Consider the following 21,313-nt stretch of genomic DNA (forward strand, 5'->3'; position numbering starts at 1 on the left):
CCGATCACGACTCCGCCGCGCCGGCGTTGGGCTCCTGACGCTCGCTCACGAGACGCGATCCTTGCCGCGCAGCCAGTTGAGCAGACCTCGTCTCGTTTTCGCGTCGCCGTTGTGCTCCTCCCGCGGGATCAGGTCGTCGGGGTCGGGGGCCTGGCCCTTCGGGTAGAGGGTGAATCCGCAGACCGCGATATCGCCTGGTACCAGGGCGCCTTCGGGGGCGGGGGAGCGGTAGTGGAAGCCGAGCCATTCGTTATTGGCGGCGTCGGCGAAATCGGGTGGGTCGAAGGGGAGGGTTTGCGGGTCGGGTAGTTCCCCGGCCTGCCACCGCACCGGATGATCACCGGCCCAATAAGAACGCTCCCACACCAGCGGAAGGCCCTCGTCCTCCAGGATGTTCACCCGCGTCGAGCTGAACGAGCGCCGGAATTCGCCACGCTCCCAATGGGCGAACGCGCCCCAGCCGTGATGCGCGTCGAACGAGATCAGATAGGTGTGCTCCGAGGCGAGCGGGCGAACCAGCAACTCCGGCAGCGCCGTCGGATGCGCCCGCGCGGCCTGTGCCGAGCACACCACCGTGACCCCGGGATAGCAGCCGATGTACACCTCGTCGGCATCCGGTCCGGCGCAACCGCCCAGCGTGCCGACCATGATCGGCATGACATCACGGTCCGTGTGCAGTTGTTTCGCCAGCGCAAGCGCGGCTTCTGGGTCCGGATCGTGGTTCGCGCGGAGTACCGCCAACGGATCCTGTGCGTCGACGTACCAGAGAGACGAAGCCTTGGACAGCATTTCCGGCACCTCCCGATGGTTGCACCAAACAGCTCCGCAAACTTCGAGCAACCCACGGCGTCCTCTAGCAACTCCCGCTACCGTGAACCGCCCACGTCGACTCATCAAGTCGACGACACACCGAAAATCTACCCGCACTGCCGCGTCAACGTCGGCCCTTCCGCATTCGAACACGCCAGCAGCCCTCAGAAATTCGAAGCAAATCAAGATCAGGTGGAACCCATGGCGGCATCGCCCGAGAAGCCCCCGCCACCATTACCACCTGATCTTGATCGGGGGTGGATGCGCGCCGGGTGCATCCAGGTTTGGCAGACCGATTGTTGATGAAGATGCTTGATACCCCGGCTGCGCTCCAACTGGCGGCCTGAAGTTGGGGTATGTCCGAATGACTTGGCGACCTGGAGGCGCAGGTCTCCGGACCTGACTGTTCCCGAATAGGTCGACTAGTGCCTGAGAACCCACCACTCCGGATGTGCCGACCACGCCCTCGGAACCCCTGCTCCAGGAAGGCCGACCATGCCCTCGGAACCACTCCCGATGTGCCGACCATGCCCCCGGAAGCCCCGCTCCCGAAAGTCGAGATTGCCCTGAATCTCCACCGCCTCCGGAGCCTTCGCCCCGAAACTCCTACGCAGGAACGAAACTCAGTGTCCCGAGCTACGCACCCCGAGCAATACATCCTCCCAGGACGGCATCGGTGCCTTCCCCCGCTTGTTCCGAGCCGCCTTCGCAGGCGCCTTCTTCGCCGCTTCCTCGGAAGCAGCGGGCTTGGCGGCAGGCTTGGCCGGGGCAGCGGGGGGCGCGGCCGGGGGGGTGCCCGCACCAGCCGGAGCGCCACCGGCGGCCGGAGCCGTATTCGTTCCGGCGGTGACCGAAGCGGAACCGCTCGCGGCCGGAATGGCATTCGTGCTCGCGGCGGCCGGAATCGCGGCCGCCGCACCACCCGCGCTGACCGGCGTACTACTACCGCCGGCCGCGACGGAACGCTGCTCGTAGTACTCGTCCAGCGTCGGCTGGGTTCGCGCCGCCGGACGCGCCGGTGCCGCTGCGGGCTCGCGCGCCGGACGCGTCTCTACCGGAAGAGTTTCCACCGGCAGGGTCTCTACCGGCGGTTCGGGCGCCGCGGGCGCCTCGATCTCCGCCTGCGGCGGCAGGATGGTGGCGAGCCCACGTAGGGCACGGCCGAAGTCGGGATCGATCAGATCCGAGGCCGGATCGTCGAGCGGGGAAACCGAGCCGCCGTGCGCGTCGGGCTGGTAGCGCCAATGCGCGGCGATCTCGGAACGGCCGTTCTGCCACTGCAATTGCGCGACCCAGAAGCCCTTTTCGTCCTTCCAGGCATCCCACTCGGCATTCTCGAGTGTGTGCCCGCGCTCGGTGAACGCGGCGGTGACGATATCGATGAGGATTTCCACGGCCGGACCGTCGGCGCGCACCGGATGCGCCTTCTGCGCGAGTTCGGCGGCGCGGGCCCGCTCCAGCAGCACCGGATAGGCGAATCGCTCCACGCGACTCAGCGGCATACCGGATTCTTCGGTGACCTGTTCAACGGATGCCCCGGCACGGATACGAGCTTGAATATCGCGGGGACGCATAGTTGCTTCCATCTCGATCTCAATCTGGCCGAATCGGGCAAGGTCTCCGCGTGCTGCGGCTCGAAGCTTGTCGTCGGCGGGCAGCCGGTACTTGTTGCCGGTCTCGGTGTCGATACACACGATGTGCGTGGAGTCGGGCGTCACCCCGATCACTCGAAGTTCACGCACCGTTACCTCCTTATCGCGTCGGCTCGCGACACTGCCCACTTTCCGAAACAGTAGTGCACTACTGATGATCTCGAGGCAAGACACGCGGGGCGGAAATCTGCGAAAGACCCTCCGCGCCCCGCTAATCTGCTCTATTCAACTCGCAGCGCCACAAGATCCGGCGTGTCGAAAGTGGGCGTGTCGCAAGGACCGAGCTCGATTTACCCCAGCTTTTCGACAACCCAGTCGATGCTACGCGTCAGCTGCGAAACATCCTCGGGGTCGATGGCGGGGAACATGCCGACGCGGAGCTGGTTGCGGCCGAGCTTGCGGTAGGGCTCGGTGTCCACGATTCCGTTGGCGCGCAGCACCTTGGCGACGGCGGCCGCATCGACCGAGTCGGCGAAGTCGATGGTGCCGACGACCTGTGAGCGGTGCGCCGGATCCGTGACGTACGGAGTGGCGAAGGAACTCGACTCGGCCCAGGAGTACAGCCGCGACGACGAATCCAGCGTCCGCTTGACCGCCCAGTCCAGCCCGCCGTTGCCGTTGATCCACTCGATCTGGTCGGCGAACAGCAGCAGGGTGCCGAGTGCGGGGGTGTTGTAGGTCTGATCCTTGGTGCTGTTGTCGATCGCGATCGGCAGCGAAAGGAATTCCGGGGTCCAGCGACCCGAGGCCTTGATCTCCTCGACTCGGGCCAGCGCGGCCGGGCTCATCAGCGCGACCCACAGGCCGCCGTCGGAGGCGAAGCACTTCTGCGGTGCGAAGTAGTAGACATCGGCATCGGTGATGTTGACCGGCAGACCGCCGGCGCCGGAGGTGGCGTCGATGGCGATCAGCGCGTTCTCCGAACCCGCCGGACGCTGCACCGGGATCGAAACACCGGTGGAGGTTTCGTTGTGCGCCCAGCCGATGAGGTCGGCCGACGGGTCCGAAACCGGCTCGGGCGCACTGCCCGGCTCCGCCGAGACCACGATCGGATCGCCGATGAACGGGTTGCCCTTGGCCACCGCGGCGAACTTCGAGCTGAACTCACCGTTGGTCAGGTGCAGCGAGCGCTCGCGGATCAGACCGAAGGCGGCGGCATCCCAGAACGCCGTGGTGCCACCGTTGCCCAGCACCACCTCGTAGCCGTCGGGCAGCGCGAAGAGCTCGCGCAGGCCGCTGCGCACGCGTGCGACCACATACTTGACCGGCTTCTGCCGGTGACTGGTTCCGAACACCGAGGCGCCGACGGATACCAGAGACTGCAACTGCTCCGGGCGCACTTTGGAGGGGCCACAGCCGAACCGTCCGTCGGCGGGCTTGAGATCGTCGGGAATAGTCGGGAACTCAGCGGTCATGGCCAACAGGGTAGACGGTGGTAATGCTGTGACTCTGACCACACTCCAGCTAACGTTATCGCCCATGAACCTTGCGTCGGCTAGCTCGGGATGGCGAGAGCGCAGCAGGGGGCCGCGGAATTTCGGATTGCGCACGGGCGCGTTATCGGATGCGCAACGGCGCGAGTTGCTCATTCACGGCGCGATCGGCTCGGCGACCATCCTCGGTGTGCGGCAGAGTTCGAAGGCGACGTTCGCGAGGCCCTCCGTGGTTACGTGGGCTACCGCCTCCGGGACCGACCCGAACGTCGCGGAGCGCAGTGAACCCGGACCCGTTTTCTGGGTTCGAGTGCAGGTGGAAGGCGCGCTGCCATACGAAACCCGGGTGCGGCAGCGGATGTGCGAGGACGACCTGGAGTGGATGCAGCCCGGTGATGTGGTCGGCTGCCGGGTCGATCCGGGCGATCGCGACCGCCTGGTGCTCTATGTGCCCGATATCGCCGAGACCGGCCGGGCGAGCATTTCGAAGATCCTCTCCGACGGCCGCCGCGCCGATGCCACCGTGCTCGCCGCCGCACCGGTCGCCGCCGACTACGCCGGTCACGACGATCCGGTGCTGCGCCTGGACCTCGAACTGCGTGCCTGGGACGAGGCGAAACCGTGGCGCGTGCGCCTGATCCAACCGGTACCGCTGGCTGCGATCGGCCTTGTCGATCTGGGCCAACACCTGGAGGTCGCCTTCTTCACCGTCGACCGCGGCGAATCCGTCGCGGTCGACTGGCTTGCCTCCCTCGATGAGGATTAGTGCTAGTGCGGCGGCTCGGTATTCGAGCCGCCGTTTCGCTAACTCTTGGCTTTCACCCGCGCCAGCGCATGTCCGGTCAGTGCGATGAGCGCGGTCTTGGCGGATTCCCGGTCCCTGGCGTCGATCATCATCACCGGAACATCGGCGGATAGCGAGAGGGCATCCCGGATGGCCTCCTCGGGAAACTTGGGGGCGCCTTCGAATTCGTTGACCGCGACCAGGAACGGTAGGCCGAGTTCTTCGAAATAGTCGACCGCGGCGAAACTTTCGTCCACCCGACGGGTATCGACCAGCAGGATCGCGCCGATCGCGCCGAGGCTGAGGTCGTCCCACATGAACCAGAACCGGTGCTGCCCGGGCGTACCGAACAGGTACAGCACCAGATCGTCGGACAGGGTGATCCGGCCGAAATCCATGGCGACTGTGGTGGTCGTCTTATCCGGGACCGCCGAGGTGTCGTCGATTTCGGAACTCAGATCGGTCATCAGCGCTTCGGTTTTCAGCGGAACGATATCCGAAACCGCGCCGACCAGCGTAGTTTTGCCGACCCCCATCTCGCCGGCTATCACGATTTTCGCCGAGACCGCGCGGGACGAGGTCTCGGGTGGTGCTTGTTCAGGTGCGGTCATCGAACATCCTCGGCTGCAAGGGGTTTCAACTTACCAGTGGCTCTTCCGTCACGTACCCCCCGCTGATACCGGTTCAATCCTGTGCGGATCGTTTCCGGGTCGCGGCGCGTGCTCGCCGCAGATTCCGTTGCCGCCGACCCCGACTCGGCCCCACCCGGCACCAACTGATTCCCTGGATCTCGTTTCGGTAGCCCGGACGTTGTCCTTTCCGTGATTGTCGGATCCGCTGCCCGCTCTGCCGCAGACCAGCCTTCATCCGCCGCCGAATGCCAATTCGTCAAAACCGGTAGCTCCCCCGTAGTCGGATCAGCCAACCACGCCGACATCATGCCGGCGAAAATCGGCGTTGCCGCTTCCCTCTCGGCGGGCTGCGTCGATCCGTTCGAAGCAGACCCGTTCGAAGCGGATTCGACGGTCTCCGCCGAATCCCCCTCTTCGGATTGGAAGAACGAGGTCGTCTTCACCACCCGCTCCTGCGGCCCGGTCGGGGGACCCGAATCGGCCACGCTAGCGGACTGCGGTGGCGCGCCGGCCGCCGCGGTGGTGCTCGGCGGCTTCGCAGCAGCCCCGCCCGCTTTGCGACGACCCTTTCGGTTGACTCCCGGAACCCGTTTCGGCAGACCATAACTGGTGATCACCGGCGGTGCCGCGGGCGTATCCACCGCAGGTTCCGCGGGCTTGGGCGCGGCCGACGGCGGCGCACCGATCCGACGTGCCGCGGGTTCTGCCTTGGCAACAGGAGTGACCGCCTTGGCCGTGGGTTCGGCAACACCCGCGCCCGCCTCGGCCGTCGACTTGGTGCCGAGCGTGTCCCGATGCACCGGAATGACCGGCTTCAGCGTCGCCGGATCCTCCGCATCCTGCGACGGCACCTCGATCAAGGCGGGCGGAATGTGCAGGCTCGCGGTGATTCCCGGACTGAGCGCGCGATCGTGCGTCCGGCGCAGTCGAACCGTGATGCCGTGCCGCTCGGCGAGTTTGCCGACCACGAACATGCCCATCTGCCGCGTCGTCGCGACGGTGACCACGGTCGGCGTCGCCAACCGCTCGTTGATCTCGTTCAGTTCGTTCGCTGTGATGCCGATGCCCTCGTCGATGACCTCGATGAGCAGGCCGCCCTCGGAGGTCCGGCTGTAGGCGAAGGTGACATCGCTGTCGGGCGGTGAGGCCCGCAGCGCGTTCTCCAGCATCTCCGCGATCAGATGCACCACATCGGTGGCCGCGATGCCCGCGACCCAACCGTCCGGTGTGGCACCGGATTTGACCCGCTGATAGTCCTCGACCTCGGAGACCGCGGCGCGCAGAATATCGCGCACCTGGACCGGTCCGGACCGATCGTGGCGCGACCGTGTTCCGGCCAGCACCAGCAGATTCGCGCTGTTGCGCCGCATGCGCGCGGCCAGGTGGTCGAGTCGGAAGAGGTGGCCGAGCCGCTCGGGATCCTTCTCCTCGAATTCGAGCGCCTCGATCATGCTGAGCTGGCGATCCACCAGCGTCTGGCTGCGCCGCGCCATGGTCTCGAACATGTCGTTGACCTGATCGCGCAGCAGTTGCTGCTGTGCGGCGAGTTTGAGTGCCTGGGTGTGCAAACCGTCGACGGTGCGGGCGATTTCGCCGATCTCCTCACCGGTGTGCACCGGCACCGGTTTCACCTCGATGTCCTCGAGTTGGGCGCCGCGCATGATCCGTTCGACCTCGCTCGGGAGGTCCTTCTCGGCGAGTTCGCTGGCACCCGCCCGCAGCCTGCGTAGCGGCTGCAGCAGCGAGTGCGCGACCCACAGCGCGAGCGCGAGCGCCGCGATCACGGTCCCGAGCACCACCAGGGAGGCCTGCACGGCCGCGGATCGGGCCTCGGCGACCTTGTCATCGACATCGTGGATGACGCCCTGCACGATCTCGCGCGACAATCCGGTGAAGACATCGCGGGATTCGATGGCCAGCCGCCGCAACTCCACCAGGTCGACGATGTGCGTGCGCATCGCGACCTCGATCATGTCCTTGAGTACGGCGTTATTTGGTTGCACCACCCGATCGAGGTCGGGCTTGGCCGCGGGCATTACCCGTTCGATCGCATCGCCCATGGCCAGGATGCGTCCCTGCGCGGTATGGAAATTCTCAGCCTGAGACGGCTGTTGGATCGCCGTCATGGCCGCCATCAGCCAGTTGAAGCCCTCGACCTTAGCGGCCAGCACATCGGAGAGCTGTGCCTTCGCGGCCACGACCGAGGCGATGCCGATCGGGGTGAGCAACTTGTCCACGGTGCCGATGGCATCGGTGACGATCGCGTTGTTGAGCTCGACAGCCTTCACCGGATCGCCGCCGCCCTTACCGCCGGAGCGGATGACCTCGCTGGTCGCTGTCATCTGCTTCAGCGCCCTGGCGACCGTCGCATCGATGCCTTTGCGTTTCGCGCGCACCGTGGCTTCGGTAATAGCCGTTGACAATTCCACCAGGTCTTGGTCGGTGGTGGTGCCGTAGACCTGCCCGCCTGCGACGGTCGAGGCCGCCGATTCGAGTGCGGTGATCGCCGGAATATCGGAGATGCGATCGGCCGCATTGTCGTATTCGGAGTAGTCACGGAAGAAGACCGTCAGGCGCAGACCGCCGAGCAGAATGGCCGCAGCCAGCGGAAGTGCAACGGCCGCGCCGACTTTCCAGCGGACTCGCCATTGCTCGAGATTCCGCCATCGAGTGTGCGCCAAGATTCCCTGCGCCACCCTACATACCGCCTTCCGCTCGGATCGGGCCGATCCGGTCACCTCGCGCTGGCGAAATGCCCGGTGCACGGCCGCAATCCGTCTCACCTTTGTTTTTTCGAGCGACCGGCAGGCGGTCGGCTGACATCGGGACACCGGTCAGCATCGGTACCATACTGGCTTGCCGCCGAGGGTTGCGCGTTATTGGCGCGATCCCGGGGGCGTGCACGCCATACCGTAATAATTGCACCCCGCGGCTCACCGGCACGATGGCGTGCCGAACCCGACTACGGGCGGCAACGGTGCTCAGAGATGGACAAAGGTGAACCCCGCTGATCGCAGCGCGGGCAGCGCCGCCGTCATGCCTGCGGCCGTTCCGGAATTCGGCCGGTGCATATGCGCCAGCGAGATCGCACCGGGTGCGGCGGCTTTCATCGCATTCTGGACCTGCGCCGCGCTCGCGGTGGCGCCGTAGTCGGCATTGATGCTGAAACCGACCGGCCGCTCACCCAATTCGTTGACGATCGCGACCGCGACATCGTCATAGTGCGCGGTACCCGCGCGGAAGAACCGCGGCGGTTTACCGAGCAGGGTGGTGAGCCGTTCGTGATTGGCCCAGACCTCGTCGGCGGCCTCCTGCGGCGAGCCGGTGCCCGGGATTTCGTAGGCGGCCCGGCCGGTCACCGAGAGCGGCTTGTGTGCCACACCGTGATTGGCCAGCTCGAACAGCGGGTTGGCGGCCAATTGCGCGGCACGACCGGGATTCGCATCGATCCAGCGTTTGTTGAGGAAGAGTGTGGCCGGAATCTGCTGGGAGATGAGCAGATTCAGCAATGTCTCATCGATATCGTTATTTCCGGGCCCGCCGCACGCGTCGAAGGTGACCGCCATTTGTTTGCCGGTCGCCGCGAAAGTGCTTGTGATGCCGTCCATCTTCATGCCCCACAGCGTCGGCTGCGCACCCGCGTGCCGGGCGGCCGCCGCCGCTGGGGAGTTGGCCGCGGGCGCCTGCTGCAACGGGGATCTCGGAATGGCCTGCACGTCAACGGCGTTCGCGGCGGTCGTCGTTCTCGATTGCGCGGCAGTCGTTTTGCCCTTGTCGGTACTGCAACCAGCGACGAAAGCCGCAGTCGCGGCACCGAATCCGATCAGCCGCCGCCGCGACACATTCCTATCCATCCAGCATTCCCCGTTAACTCTTTCTCCACAAGCGTCCCCCGGATGCTACGCGGTGTTATTGGCCGCGCGGGCGCGGCGTGTTCGCGGCCCCTGGTGTCTCGCGTCCGAGCCGTCGAGACTCGCGACTTCGTCGCATGCGCTTCGACGGCTCGGACGCGAGACGGGCCGCGAACGGTCGCTCGTAAGACTCGCTCCGTTGTGGTCACTGATGGCAGGTCGTTCAGCACCCAATGCACACGCGCCCGATGGTCGAGCCCCGCGCGTGCGGCGCATGCGCTTCGACGGCCCGGACGTGAGACGGGCCGCGAACGGGTCGCTTGTAAGACTCGCTCCGTGGTGGTCGCTGATGGCGGATCGTTCAGCACCCAATGCACACGCGTCGGATGGTCGAGTCACGCGCCTGCGGCGTATGCGCTTCGACAACTCGGACGCGAGACGGGCCGCGAACGGGTCGCTTGTAAGACTCGCTCCGTGGTGGTCGCTGATGGCGGATCGTTCAGCACCCAATGCACACGCGTCGGATGGTCGAGTCACGCGCCTGCGGCGTATGCGCTTCGACAACTCGGACGCGAGACGGGCCGCGAACGGGTCGCTCGTAAGACTCGCTCCGCAGTGGTCGATTGTCGGGCGATGTCGCTGCAATAGCCGGTCACTGTGGCGGGCAACGGATCCCACCACGGTGACCGGCGACTGGCCGAGCAACTCGTGGGCTTACACGTGCGCGATGGCGGACCAGCCTGCGACGTCCTGCGGCCGGCGCGGGCCGGGGCCGATGTAGATGGCGGCCGGGCGGACCAGCTTGCCCAACTGCTTCTGCTCCAGGATGTGGGCACACCAACCGGCGGTGCGGCCACAGGTGAACATCGCGGGCATCATGTGCGCAGGTACCTCGGCGAAGTCCAGGATGACCGCCGCCCAGAATTCCACATTGGTCTCGATGGCGCGGTCCGGACGACGCTCGCGCAGTTCGGCGAGCGCGGCCTGCTCCAGCGCGGCGGCGACCTCGAAACGCGGGGCGTTCAGGCGCTGCGCGGTGGCGCGCAGTACGCGGGCACGCGGATCCTCGGCCCGGTACACCCGGTGGCCGAAGCCCATCAGCTTTTCCTTGCGGTCCAGGATGCCCTTGACCAAAGCGCGTGCGTCACCGGACTTTTCGACGGCCTCGATCATCGGCAGCACGCGCGCGGGTGCGCCGCCGTGCAGCGGACCCGACATCGCGCCGATCGCACCGGACAGCGCCGCGGCGACATCGGCGCCGGTCGAGGCGATGACTCGCGCGGTGAAGGTGGAGGCGTTCATGCCGTGCTCGGCCGCGGAAACCCAGTAGGCGTCGATGGCCTCGGTGTGCCGCGGATCCGGGTCGCCCTTCCAACGGGTCATGAACCGTTCGGTCACCGTGGTGCACTCGTCGATCTTCTTCTGCGGCACCGCGGGCTGGTAGATGCCGCGCGCGGACTGCGCGACATAGGAGAGCGCCATCACCGAGGCGCGCGCCAGATTCTCCCGCGCGGTCTCGTCGTCGATATCCAGCAGCGGCTGGTAGCCCCAGATCGGGGCGAGCATGGCCAGTCCGGCCTGCACGTCGACGCGCACGTCACCGGTGTGCACCGGCAGCGGGAACGGCTCCGCGGGCGGAAGGCCGCGACCGAATTCGCCGTCCACCAGTAGTGCCCATACGTCGCCGAAGGTCACCTGCGAGCCGACCAGGTCCTGGATATCGACGCCGCGGTAGCGCAGAGCGCCGCCGTCCTTATCGGGTTCGGCGATATCGGTGGTGAATGCCACCACGCCTTCCAAGCCACTGACGAAATCAGGGGGTACGGCGGTCTGCCCACTGGGCACCGCATGGCTGGTAGTCATTCTGTGACTCTCCTTGCACTTCGGTTCGTTCCTTGGCGACTGCTTGCAGGTCGCTGGAAAAGGCCTGTTCTCGTCGATGAGGGGTGTGGCTCGCCGAGCACATGCCGATCAACAAAACCTTAGCTCCCTGCTACCGCGGAGTAACGTCTGGCCCATGCGTGACCTGGACAATTCATCTCTCGGTCAGGAAATGGCCGCAAATGATCGGGTTCTTTTCCCGGCGACCGATTTGGCCGCCATGCGAGTCGACTACGGCGGCATGCCGTTCGGCAGCGGTGAGGACACCGATCTGGACGAAACCTGGCTGGCAGGCGGCTGGGAGCCGCTGCTCCGGCACTGGGTAGAACAGGCCACCGCGGTCGGCATTCCCGAGCCCAATGCCATGGTGGTCGCCACCGTCGCACTCACCGATGTCGGGCCGCGTCCAGTCGCACGGACGGTGCTGTGTAAAGGCCTCTCTCCGGAAGGTGTGACCTTTTACACGAATTACGACTCGGCCAAGGGCAACCAATTGGCCGGCGTTCCATTCGCAGCCGCTACCTTCGTCTGGCCCGCGCTGGGTCGACAGGTTCACGTGCGTGGGCCGGTCGAGCTGGTCTCCGCCGAGACGACCGCGGTCTACTGGCGCTCCCGGCCACGCGATTCGCAGCTGGGTGCCTGGGCCTCGCGCCAGTCCCGGCCGATCGCCTCGCGCGCGGAACTCGATCGCACCCTGGCCGAGACCACCGCACGCTTCGCCGACATCGACGAGATCCCGGTGCCGCCGCACTGGGGCGGCTATCTGATCCGCCCCGACGAGGTGGAGTTCTGGCAGGGCCGCCGGGGTCGGTTGCACAACCGGATCCGGGTGCGTATCAGCGGCGACACCATGACGGTCGACCGACTACAACCCTAGAAAGCCCACCCGTCACCCGACCACCACCCTCATCGAATCGCTCGGCGGTGTTGATCGTCGATCCCCCAACATTGTTGGGCTATTGACCGACTCATTACGCTGCGGTCGGTGAAACTGCTCGCCGACACCACCCCGCTGCGCTATCCCGATTTCCGACGGTTGTGGACCAGCAACATCGTCACTGTCGTCGGTTCGCAGTTGGCCGTGGTGGCCGTCCCGCAGCAGATATTCGAGATCACCGGCAGCTCCGGCTATGTCGGCCTGGCCGGTCTGTTCGGCCTGGTCCCACTGATCGTGTTCGGTCTGTGGGGCGGTGCGCTGGCCGATGTGATGGACCGGCGCAAGCTCATGCTCATCACCAACTGCGGTACCGGCGTGACCGCCGTCGCCTTCTGGGTGCAGGCCGCGGTCGGACTCGACAACGTCTGGATCGTGCTCGGACTTTTCGCCGTGCAGCAGGCGCTCTTCGCGGTGAATCAGCCGACCCGCAGTGCCGCCATCCCGCGGTTGCTGCCCACTGAACATCTCGCGGCGGCCAGTGCGCTCAGCATGACCGTGCAGCAGACCGGTGCCATTGCCGGGCCGGTGCTCGCAGGTGTACTGATTCCCGTCGTCGGCCTGTCCACCCTGTATCTGATCGACGCGATCGCGCTGCTCGCCACCATCTGGGCGGTGTGGCGGCTGCCCGCCATCCCACCGACCGGGACCGCGCGCAAGGCCGGATTCCGCACCGTCCTGGACGGTTTCGCCTATCTGGCGACGCAGCGCATCCTGCTCGCCTCCTTCGTAGTCGACGTGATCGCCATGGTGTTCGGCATGCCGCGCGCGCTATACCCGCAGATCGCGCACGAGACCTTCGGTGATCCGGCCGGCGGCGGCGTCGCGCTCGGCTTGCTGTTCGCTTCCATCTCGGTCGGCGCGGTGCTCGGCGGAGTCTTCTCCGGCTGGATCTCGCACGTGCGACGCCAGGGTCTCGCGGTGGTGGTCTGCATCGCGCTCTGGGGAGTGGCCATGGTCGGCTTCGGCATCGCCGTCGGCTGGACCGGTCACGGCCTCGGCCTCGGGCCGGGGCTGTGGATCGCTTTGGCCTGCTCGGCCTTCGGCGGCGCGGTCGATATGGTTTCCGCCGCGCTGCGCATCGCCATGCTGCAGGCGGTCACCACCGACGAGATGCGCGGCCGCTTGCAAGGAGTGTTCATCGTGATCGTCGCGGGTGGCCCGCGCATCGGTGATGTTGCCCACGGTTTTGCTGCGGCGAGCCTGGGTACCGCGGTTGCCGCGGCGGGCGGCGGCGTGCTGGTCGTTATCGGGGTGTCGCTGGCTGCGCTCGTGTTCCCGGCCTTCATGCGCTATCGCGTCGCCAGGACGCACTCGGTGCCGGTGTCGGACAGCGCGACAAACCTCACCTGACGGGAAGTTGTTTGTGAGGTCGACCGGTGGGCACCCTCGTTCTCGGGCCGTGCGAGCAACGACTAGCGTCTAGGTGAGTGCACCGCCGTGCCGACCGCACCCCGATGCCGACGGTCCTAGCCTGAGAGGGATCCTTCCGTGCCCGAAAAAGACCACATCAACGACGCCAAGCCGATTCTGAGCTACCCCGGCGGCGAATATGCCATGACGATCGCCGAAGCCAAAGAAGGCAATGACGGCGTCGACCTCGGCAAAATGCTGGCCAGCACCGGGTATGTGACCTACGACCCCGGATTCATGAACACCGCGCCGACCAAGTCGGCGATCACCTACATCGACGGCGAAGCGGGCATCCTGCGCTACCGCGGCTACCCGATCGACCAGCTCGCGGAATCCTCGACCTTCATCGAGGTCAGCTACCTGCTGATCTACGGCGAGCTGCCGACCCAGGCGCAGCTGGACGAGTTCACCGACCGGATCCGCCGCCACACCCTGCTGCACGAGGACCTCAAGCGGTTCTTCGACGGCTTCCCGCGCAACGCGCACCCGATGCCGGTGCTGTCCTCCGCGGTGAACGCGCTTTCGGCGTACTACCAGGACTCGCTGGATCCGAAGGATCCCGAGCAGGTCGAGCTGTCGACCATCCGACTACTGGCGAAGCTGCCCACCATCGCGGCCTACTCGTACAAGAAGTCGGTCGGCCAGCCCTTCCTCTACCCGGACAACTCGCTGAGCCTGGTGGAGAACTTCCTGCGGATGACCTTCGGCTTCCCGGCCGAACCCTACGAGGTCGATCCGGAGATCGCCGCCGCACTGGACATGCTGCTGATCCTGCACGCCGACCACGAGCAGAACTGCTCCACTTCGACTGTGCGCCTGGTCGGCTCGTCCGACGCCAACCTGTTCACCTCCGTCTCCGGTGGCATCAACGCGCTGTGGGGCCCGCTGCACGGCGGCGCCAACCAGGCCGTGCTGGAGATGCTGGACGGCATCAAGGCCGAGGGCGGCAACGTCAAGGACTTCATCCGCAAGGTCAAGAATAAGGAAGACGGCGTGAAGCTCATGGGCTTCGGGCACCGCGTCTACCGCAACTACGACCCGCGCGCCTCGATCGCCAAGAAGCATGCCGACGCGATCCTGTCCAAGCTCGGCGGCGACGACGAATTGTTCGATATCGCGAAGTCTCTCGAAGAGGCCGCGCTCACCGACGAGTACTTCGTCTCGCGCCAGCTGTACCCGAACGTCGACTTCTACACCGGTGTCATCTACAAGGCGATGGGCTTCCCGACCCGCATGTTCACCGTGCTGTTCGCGATGGGCCGGCTGCCGGGTTGGATCGCGCACTGGCGGGAAATGCACAGCGAGCCTTTGAAGATCGGTCGTCCGCGCCAGATCTACACCGGTTACGGTCACCGCGACTACCACGAGATCGCCGGCCGTTAATTTCTGTCCGCAACATCATCACCTATCAGAGGGGATAGCCGAATGACCAAGCCGGAGATCGAATTCCAGGCGGGCCCAGCGCCCACCGAGCTGGTTATCAAGGACATCGTCGAGGGCGAGGGCGCCGAGGCCGTGCCCGGCGGCACCGTCGAGGTGCACTATGTCGGCGTGGAATTCGAATCCGGCGAGGAGTTCGACTCGTCCTGGAACCGTGGCGAAGCCATCAGCTTCCCGCTGCGCGGCCTGATCCAGGGCTGGCAGGACGGCATCCCCGGCATGAAGGTCGGCGGCCGCCGCCAACTGACCATCCCGCCGCATCTCGCCTATGGCCCCGCCGGCTCCGGCCACAAGCTTTCCGGCAAGACCCTGGTCTTCGTGATCGATCTGCTCAACGCCAACTGAGCTGAAAACCCAACTGCGGCCCGTGCTTCCACTCCGGTGGGTGGCACGGGCCGCAGTCGTTCCCTTCTCTCACGAGGGCTCGGACGCCGGGTCCGCGGCGGGGGTCTCCTCGCGCCCTTCGCGCAGACCACTCGTCTCGAACACGAAAACCGGTCCGGGAGTGCGGATGACGGCTGCTGCCACCGTCACGCATTCCCGGACCGGTTCGCGGTATCTGTGTCCTACTTCGGCGGTGCGGTGACCTTGACCGGCTTACCCCATGCCGACAGGGTCACCTTGATGGTGCCCGGATCCCGTTTCACGACAGCCTGAACCAGGTTCGGGCCGTTGCCGGGGGAGGCGGCGGTGGACGGCAGGGCCGATGCCGAACCCGACGGCGGCGCGACATCCGCGATCCACAGGGTGATCGGGAACGTGCCGGCCGGGTCACCCGACTTGGGCACGATGGGGTCGATGACCGTGGAGTCGATGGTTCCGGTCAGCTTCACGGTGTCGGTGCCGTCGATCTTCTCCCGGCCCTCCACCTTCGGGTTCTTCACCTGGGCGATGAGGTTGGCCAGACCCTTGTCCTTGTCGAGGATGACGCCCGGGTCGTAGATCTGTTCCGCCGGACCGATTTTGGCGTAGGCGGAGGAGCTGCCGGTCTGCGCGTACATTTCCTTGTCGACGACCAGGAACTTGGCCTGGATGAAGTCGGCCTCGGGCTTGGTACGGACCTTTGCCTCGCCGATCGCCTGACCGGCGCCCTGCGGCTGGTTGGTCACATCGGCCGAGACGCTCTCGACCGGAAGGGTGGTGAGGTTGTCCACCTTCAGATTCAGGTGTACGGCCTGCAGGGTCTGGGTGGTCCTGGCGGACTCCTGCACGATCTGCGCGGCATCGGGCAACTGCCCCGAGGGCGGCGCGGACGAGGTGGTCTTGGAGTCGGAGCTGGAGTCGCAGCCTGTCACCAGTGCAGCGAACATCGACGCCGCGACCACGGCGGGCACGAGACCCGGTCGGCGAAGACGGATTCGGTGCGAGGTGCGTGCTCGCGCTGTCAGATCACTCAATGTTCTGCCCCCAGAAGAGTGCGAGGTCGGGTACGACCCGGGTGGTTTGACGAGGACAGCTGGTGCTGCCGCCCGGTGTAGTGCAGCATTTCGCTCGCCAGATTAGCCTGTCCCACACGCCAACTCGACCCGGCTGTGGGAAGGCGACCCTTGACCGAATCGCGCATGCTGCGGGGGCTGACGTTACCCTTGGTTCGGTCTTCTCGCAGAGATCGGGGGGAATCCGACGCGAAAGTTACCGGGTTAAGGGATTGTTTAGTGAGATGTAAGGCGCTGCAAGCACGATGCTGTCACGAAGGCTCAGGCAGTGTGTGTGACTTTGGGGGGACATCCGGTTCGCCGGATGAAGCGCCCCCGCGCCTGTCCGCGATACACGCCATAACCCCGGGGCCGACAACGGCCACCGAACCGCGGATCAGACACGGAGGAATGCGATGACGAACAGCCGACCGGAAGCGGAGGAGCGGGACTTCCGTAGACCGCCCGGCCCGCCTCCTGGTGGTGGCCCGCAACTCTCGAATGTGTGGGTTTACAACGGAAAAGCCTACGATCTGAGCGACTGGATCTCCAAACATCCCGGCGGCGAGTTCTTCATCGGGCGAACGAAAAATCGCGATATCACCTCCATTATCGGGTCCTACCATCGCGATCCCGAGCGAATCGGACGAATGCTGGAGAGATATGCGGTGGGGCGCAACGCATTACCCGAGGACATCCATCCGAAGGCCAACGCACCCGACTTCCTCTTCAAAGAGGGTTTCGACAGTTGGCAGGACACTCCGAAGTACCGATTCGACAATAAAGACGATCTGCTGCACAAGGTCAAGGCGCGGCTGAAAGAGCCCGAGCTGGCCGCACGATTGCGGCGCATGGACACGATCTTCAACATCGTGGTCGCGGTGCTGGCCGTCGCGTACTTCGCGGTGCAGGGTCTGCGCCTGTTCGAGCGCAGCTGGATGCCGCTGCCCGTCTTCGTCATCCTGATGGTGCTGCTGCGCAGCTCGCTTGCCGGATTCGGCCACTACGCGATCCATCGCGCGCAAAAAGGCCTCAACAAGATCTATACGAATACCTTCGATTTCAATTACGTCGCACTGGCTTTCGTCACCGCAGACGGACACGCGCTGCTGCACCACCCGCATACCCAGAGTGAAGTCGATATCAAGAAAAACGTCTTCACCATGATGATGCGGGTGCCGCGGCTGTATCGAGTGCCGATTCACACCCTCCACAAATTCGGGCACACGGTGACCGGCATGACCATTCGACTCCTCGATGTCTGCCGCCTCACCCGCAAAGTCGGCATCAAAGATATGTACGGAACCTGGGGCGGTGCGCTGCCGCACTTCATCGGTTCGTTCGGGGTGCGCGCGCTATTGCTCGGCGAGTTGGTGGTATTCACGCTGGCGGGCGACTTCTGGGCCTGGGCACTGCAATTCGTGGTGACGCTGTGGATCAGTACCTTCCTGGTCGTCGCGAGCCATGATTTCGAGGTGGAGGCCGAGGAACTCCCGGACTCCGATACCGAGGACTGGGCCGTCAATCAGGTGGAGCAGGCCTACGACCTGAAGGTGATCGGAAACCGTTATATCGACTGCTTTCTCGCGGCCGGTTTGAGTTCGCACCGCGTCCATCACGTACTGCCGTTCCAGCGCAGTGGTTTCGCCAATATCGCCACCGAGGACGTATTGCGTGAGGAGTCAGCGAAATTCGGCGTCGAGTGGCTGCCGGCGAAGAGTTTCTTCACCGATCGTTTCCCGAAGCTCTGCCGCACCTACCTCTTGTCGCCCTCGCGCGAAGCCGAGGAACGGAATTGGGGCTTCATCCGCGAGCACTGCTCGCCCGGGGCGCTGAAAACCTGTGCGGTCTACACAGTGCAGGGATTCACCGGAATCGGCACGGTCTGAGCCGATTCCGGAGATCGACCGATCGAACCGCTGGTCAACTGCGGCGCCGATCACCATTTTTCACAAGAACGGGGAGAATTTCGTGTCAATCACTATCGATGAGGGAACGTCGGCGGCTCGTCAGGGGGACGAGCACGGCCACGGCCTCGTGCAGCACGGGCTGCCGCCCGCGCCGCCGACCACGGTCGGGGTGATCGAGAGCATCGCGACCGGTGCGCCGAGTCAGCTCGTCGACCAGGCCGGCGCCGCCGATCGGGTGGCCGAGCTGTTCACCGATCCGCAACAGCGGGCCCGGATTTCGCGGATCTACCAGAAGACGAAGATTGACAGCCGTCGTCTGGTCGTCGATCCGCTGGATCCTGAATTCCTGCAGTTCGGCCGGGAGCGCGGCACGATCCGGGACCGGATGAATCTCTTCTACCGCCACGCAGTGCCGCTGGCCGTCGATGTCGCTGGTCGTGCCCTCGCCGGTATCGAGGACGCGGCGGCGGAGATCGGCTTGCTGGTCTTCGTGACCAGCACCGGTTTCATCGCGCCGGGCGTGGATGTCGCGGTAGTGAAGCAGCTCGGGCTTTCGCCGTCGGTCGGGCGGGTCGTGGTGAACTTCATGGGCTGCGCGGCCGCGATGAACGGCATTCGGACTGCCGTGGATTATGTTCGGGCGCATCCGGATAAGAAGGCGATGGTCGTCTGCATCGAGCTGAGCTCGGTGAACGCCGTCTTCGACGACAACATCAACGATGTGATCATCCACAGCCTGTTCGGCGACGGCTGCGGTGCGGTGGTCATCGGCGCCGGTCAGGTCCAGCAGCCGCTGGCACCGGGCAGCGTGGTGATCCGGGACAGCTTCAGCCAGCTCCTCGACGGTGCCGAGGACGGCATCGTGCTCGGTGTCAATCAGAACGGCATCACCTGCGAGCTGTCGGAGAATCTGCCCCAGTACATCTATACCGGGGTCGATCCCGTGGTCACCGAGGTCCTGGGCCGCAATGGATTGCAGAAATCCGATGTCGATCTGTGGGCGATCCACCCGGGTGGGCCGAAGATCATCGAGGAGTCCGTGCATTCGCTCGGTATCGCGCCGGAGCGGGCGGCGCTGAGCTGGGATGTGCTGGCAAGGTTCGGCAATATGCTGAGCGTGTCGCTGATTTTCGTGCTGGAACAGATGATTCAGCAGGAAGCGGCGGAGCCGATCTCGACCGGAGTGGCGTTCTCCTTCGCGCCGGGGGTCACCCTCGAAGGCATGATCTTCGACATCATTCGCCGGTAATAGCACCGGTCTCAGCCAAATCCGCCCGTTGAGGGAGCGCAGCAACCATGCAACTCATCCGATTCCTCATCTCGATCTCCTGGATGCGGATCGCGGCCGTCATTGCCGCGGGCCTCATCTGCGGTGTGGCCAATACCTATCTGGTGACCCTCATCAGGGGTGTGGTGTCGCCGGAACCGCATCCGCACGTCAACATCCAGAGCTTCGCCCTGACGGGCCTGGTCATCCTGGTCAGTGGTGTGGTGTCGCAGGTGCTACTGATTCGCCTTGCCCAAGAGGCGATCTACCGACTGCGCGCGGATCTGAGTTCCGGGATCGTCTCGGCGCCGCTCGAGCATCTGGAACGGCTCGGCATGCACCGTCTGATGGCCACGCTGACCGAAGATGTGCGCTCGCTGTCACAGGCAGTGACCGCCATTCCGAGCATCTGCATCGATGTGGCCACCATCGTCGGCTGCTTCGTCTTCCTGCTCGCGGTGTCGGGTCCGCTGTTCGCGGTGACCGTGGCGGGCACACTGCTCGGGATCGCCTGTGTCGAGCTGATTCTCGAGCGGGTGCGCAATATCTATCGCGAGGCGCGGGAGAACGAGGACGCGCTGTTGCGGTCGTACCAGGCCGTGACCCTCGGCATCAAAGAGTTGAAGCTGCATCGGGGGCGCCGCCGCGATTTCATGCAGCGGCATCTGCTCGGTTCGGCCGCGACGCTGCGTGCACAGAATGTCGATGCCGGATCCAAATTCTCGGTGGCACAGGGATTCGGGCAGGCGCTGCAGCTCGGCACCATGGCACTGATCCTGTTCGTGCTGGTCGCGCCGCTGGATCTGTCGCGCGATGTGATGGTCGGGTATGTCCTGGTGACGACGTTCCTGGCGATGCCGATGCAGAACTTCATGCACCGCATCCCGGATCTGCTGCGCGGTGATGTGGCGCTGGCGAAGATCCGCGCGATGAATCTGTCCATGGAGACCATGCACGACGAGGAGCGGTTGCCGTTCACGGACCGTCCCGCCGTCGACGTGGCGCGGCTGGAGCTGACGAATGTCACCTACAGCTACCGGATGGAGCCGCCACCGCCGTTCCCGCCGGGTCCCGGCGGGCCGCCGCCTGGTCCAAGAGGCGGCGCGCATCCGCCCGGTCGGGGTCCACGTCCCGGCGGGCCGCGACCGGATGTCAACGGTCATCGGATCATCGACCACAGCGGACACGACAACCGGCCGATGCCGCTCGGCCCGCCACCCGAGAAGAACAACGACGAGTCCGGATTCCGGCTCGGCCCGCTCGATCTGGTCTTCGAGCCCGGGCAGATCACCTTCATCGTCGGCGGCAACGGCAGCGGCAAATCCACGCTGGCCAAGCTGATCACGGGACTGTATGTGCCGCAGACCGGCGCGCTGTCGCTCAATGGCGAGCCGATCGACCACGAGAATATCGAGTGGTTCCGGCAGAACTCCTCGGCGATCTTCACCGACTTCCACTTGTTCGATGAGTACCTGGGCTTCGATCGGCCCGGACTCGACGGTGAGGTGCGCCGGTATCTCGAGGAGTTGCAGATCGCGCACAAGGTGACGGTGCAGGACGGACGGCTGTCGACCGTCGATCTGTCGCAGGGACAACGCAAACGGCTCGCGCTGTTGACCGCGCTGCTCGAGGACCGGCAGATCTATGTCTTCGACGAGTGGGCCGCCGACCAGGAACCCAAGTTCCGCGACGTTTTCTATCAGGAAATCCTGGCCGAGCTCAAACAGCGCGGGAAGACCGTCATCGTGATCACCCACGACGATCGCTACTTCCACCACGCGGACCAGCTGGTCAAACTCGATTTCGGCCGGGTGGTCGAGGCGACGCGGACCGAGGAGCCCACCGGCGCCGACCTCTCCTAATCATCTGCGGCCCTTACGGAATTCTCAGA

The 21,313-nt window shown here is 65.3% G+C and carries 16 protein-coding genes; 8 read left to right on the top strand and 8 right to left on the bottom strand.

The features are described from left to right. Nucleotides 1-45: 45 nt before the first annotated feature. From OIE68_RS35420 to serC, 3 genes are all read right to left on the bottom strand, one after another. Nucleotides 46-789 (bottom strand): DUF6928 family protein, encoded by a 744-nt coding sequence (locus OIE68_RS35420; RefSeq protein WP_327095290.1) that lies wholly within the window; start codon nucleotides 787-789, stop codon nucleotides 46-48. Between the two features lie 644 nt (nucleotides 790-1,433). Then, nucleotides 1,434-2,552: a septation protein SepH gene (sepH, locus tag OIE68_RS35425; protein WP_327095291.1), complete on the bottom strand. Its 1,119-nt coding sequence runs from the start codon at nucleotides 2,550-2,552 to the stop codon at nucleotides 1,434-1,436. 200 nt (nucleotides 2,553-2,752) lie between these two features. After that, nucleotides 2,753-3,877 carry a phosphoserine transaminase gene (gene serC / locus OIE68_RS35430; protein WP_327095292.1) on the bottom strand — a complete coding sequence of 375 codons (1,125 nt, stop codon included), beginning with the start codon at nucleotides 3,875-3,877 and terminating at the stop codon, nucleotides 2,753-2,755. A gap of 64 nt (nucleotides 3,878-3,941) precedes the next feature. On the opposite strand from serC, the gene OIE68_RS35435 reads away from it, so the two are divergent. Beyond that, entirely contained in the window at nucleotides 3,942-4,661 is a 720-nt protein-coding gene (locus OIE68_RS35435; protein ID WP_327095293.1) for a hypothetical protein, read from the top strand. Between the two features lie 38 nt (nucleotides 4,662-4,699). Here OIE68_RS35435 and OIE68_RS35440 read toward each other — a convergent pair whose 3' ends face one another. The 4 genes from OIE68_RS35440 to OIE68_RS35455 all read right to left on the bottom strand — a co-directional run bounded on the left by OIE68_RS35440 (nucleotide 4,700) and on the right by OIE68_RS35455 (nucleotide 11,025). Then, nucleotides 4,700-5,290, bottom strand: coding sequence for a GTP-binding protein (locus OIE68_RS35440; protein WP_327095294.1), 591 nt, complete (start codon nucleotides 5,288-5,290; stop codon nucleotides 4,700-4,702). Beyond that, the gene (locus OIE68_RS35445; RefSeq protein ID WP_327095295.1) at nucleotides 5,287-8,007 is read right to left on the bottom strand and encodes a HAMP domain-containing sensor histidine kinase; all 2,721 of its coding nucleotides are present in this window, start codon (nucleotides 8,005-8,007) and stop codon (nucleotides 5,287-5,289) included. Before OIE68_RS35445 ends, OIE68_RS35440 begins: the two co-directional genes overlap by 4 nt. A 285-nt stretch (nucleotides 8,008-8,292) precedes the next feature. Next, nucleotides 8,293-9,165, bottom strand: a complete 873-nt coding sequence (locus OIE68_RS35450) for a polysaccharide deacetylase family protein (RefSeq protein WP_327095296.1) — start codon at nucleotides 9,163-9,165, stop codon at nucleotides 8,293-8,295. Between the two features lie 711 nt (nucleotides 9,166-9,876). Beyond that, nucleotides 9,877-11,025, bottom strand: coding sequence for a citrate synthase 2 (locus OIE68_RS35455; RefSeq protein ID WP_327095297.1), 1,149 nt, complete (start codon nucleotides 11,023-11,025; stop codon nucleotides 9,877-9,879). Between the two features lie 154 nt (nucleotides 11,026-11,179). On the opposite strand from OIE68_RS35455, the gene pdxH reads away from it, so the two are divergent. From pdxH to OIE68_RS35475, 4 genes are all read left to right on the top strand, one after another. Then, the gene (gene pdxH / locus OIE68_RS35460) at nucleotides 11,180-11,920 is read left to right on the top strand and encodes a pyridoxamine 5'-phosphate oxidase (protein ID WP_327095298.1); all 741 of its coding nucleotides are present in this window, start codon (nucleotides 11,180-11,182) and stop codon (nucleotides 11,918-11,920) included. Between the two features lie 108 nt (nucleotides 11,921-12,028). Then, a complete protein-coding gene (locus OIE68_RS35465) occupies nucleotides 12,029-13,330 on the top strand; it encodes an MFS transporter (RefSeq protein ID WP_327095299.1) in 1,302 nt (433 codons plus the stop codon). 138 nt (nucleotides 13,331-13,468) lie between these two features. Further along, nucleotides 13,469-14,773: a citrate synthase gene (locus OIE68_RS35470; protein WP_327095300.1), complete on the top strand. Its 1,305-nt coding sequence runs from the start codon at nucleotides 13,469-13,471 to the stop codon at nucleotides 14,771-14,773. Nucleotides 14,774-14,815: 42 nt separating this feature from the next. Further along, a complete protein-coding gene (locus OIE68_RS35475) occupies nucleotides 14,816-15,175 on the top strand; it encodes an FKBP-type peptidyl-prolyl cis-trans isomerase (RefSeq protein WP_040686462.1) in 360 nt (119 codons plus the stop codon). 221 nt (nucleotides 15,176-15,396) lie between these two features. Here OIE68_RS35475 and OIE68_RS35480 read toward each other — a convergent pair whose 3' ends face one another. Then, on the bottom strand, nucleotides 15,397-16,227 hold the full coding sequence (locus OIE68_RS35480) for an LppX_LprAFG lipoprotein (RefSeq protein ID WP_327095301.1): 831 nt from the start codon (nucleotides 16,225-16,227) through the stop codon (nucleotides 15,397-15,399). Nucleotides 16,228-16,661: 434 nt separating this feature from the next. On the opposite strand from OIE68_RS35480, the gene OIE68_RS35485 reads away from it, so the two are divergent. The 3 genes from OIE68_RS35485 to OIE68_RS35495 all read left to right on the top strand — a co-directional run bounded on the left by OIE68_RS35485 (nucleotide 16,662) and on the right by OIE68_RS35495 (nucleotide 21,284). Next, nucleotides 16,662-18,134: a cytochrome b5 domain-containing protein gene (locus OIE68_RS35485; RefSeq protein ID WP_327095302.1), complete on the top strand. Its 1,473-nt coding sequence runs from the start codon at nucleotides 16,662-16,664 to the stop codon at nucleotides 18,132-18,134. Nucleotides 18,135-18,222: 88 nt separating this feature from the next. After that, entirely contained in the window at nucleotides 18,223-19,404 is a 1,182-nt protein-coding gene (locus OIE68_RS35490) for a type III polyketide synthase (RefSeq protein WP_419150835.1), read from the top strand. Nucleotides 19,405-19,451: 47 nt separating this feature from the next. Then, nucleotides 19,452-21,284: an ATP-binding cassette domain-containing protein gene (locus OIE68_RS35495; RefSeq protein ID WP_327095304.1), complete on the top strand. Its 1,833-nt coding sequence runs from the start codon at nucleotides 19,452-19,454 to the stop codon at nucleotides 21,282-21,284. The last annotated feature ends 29 nt before the right edge of the window (nucleotides 21,285-21,313 follow it).

The organism is Nocardia vinacea, assembly GCF_035920345.1.
GTDB lineage: Bacteria > Actinomycetota > Actinomycetes > Mycobacteriales > Mycobacteriaceae > Nocardia > Nocardia vinacea_A.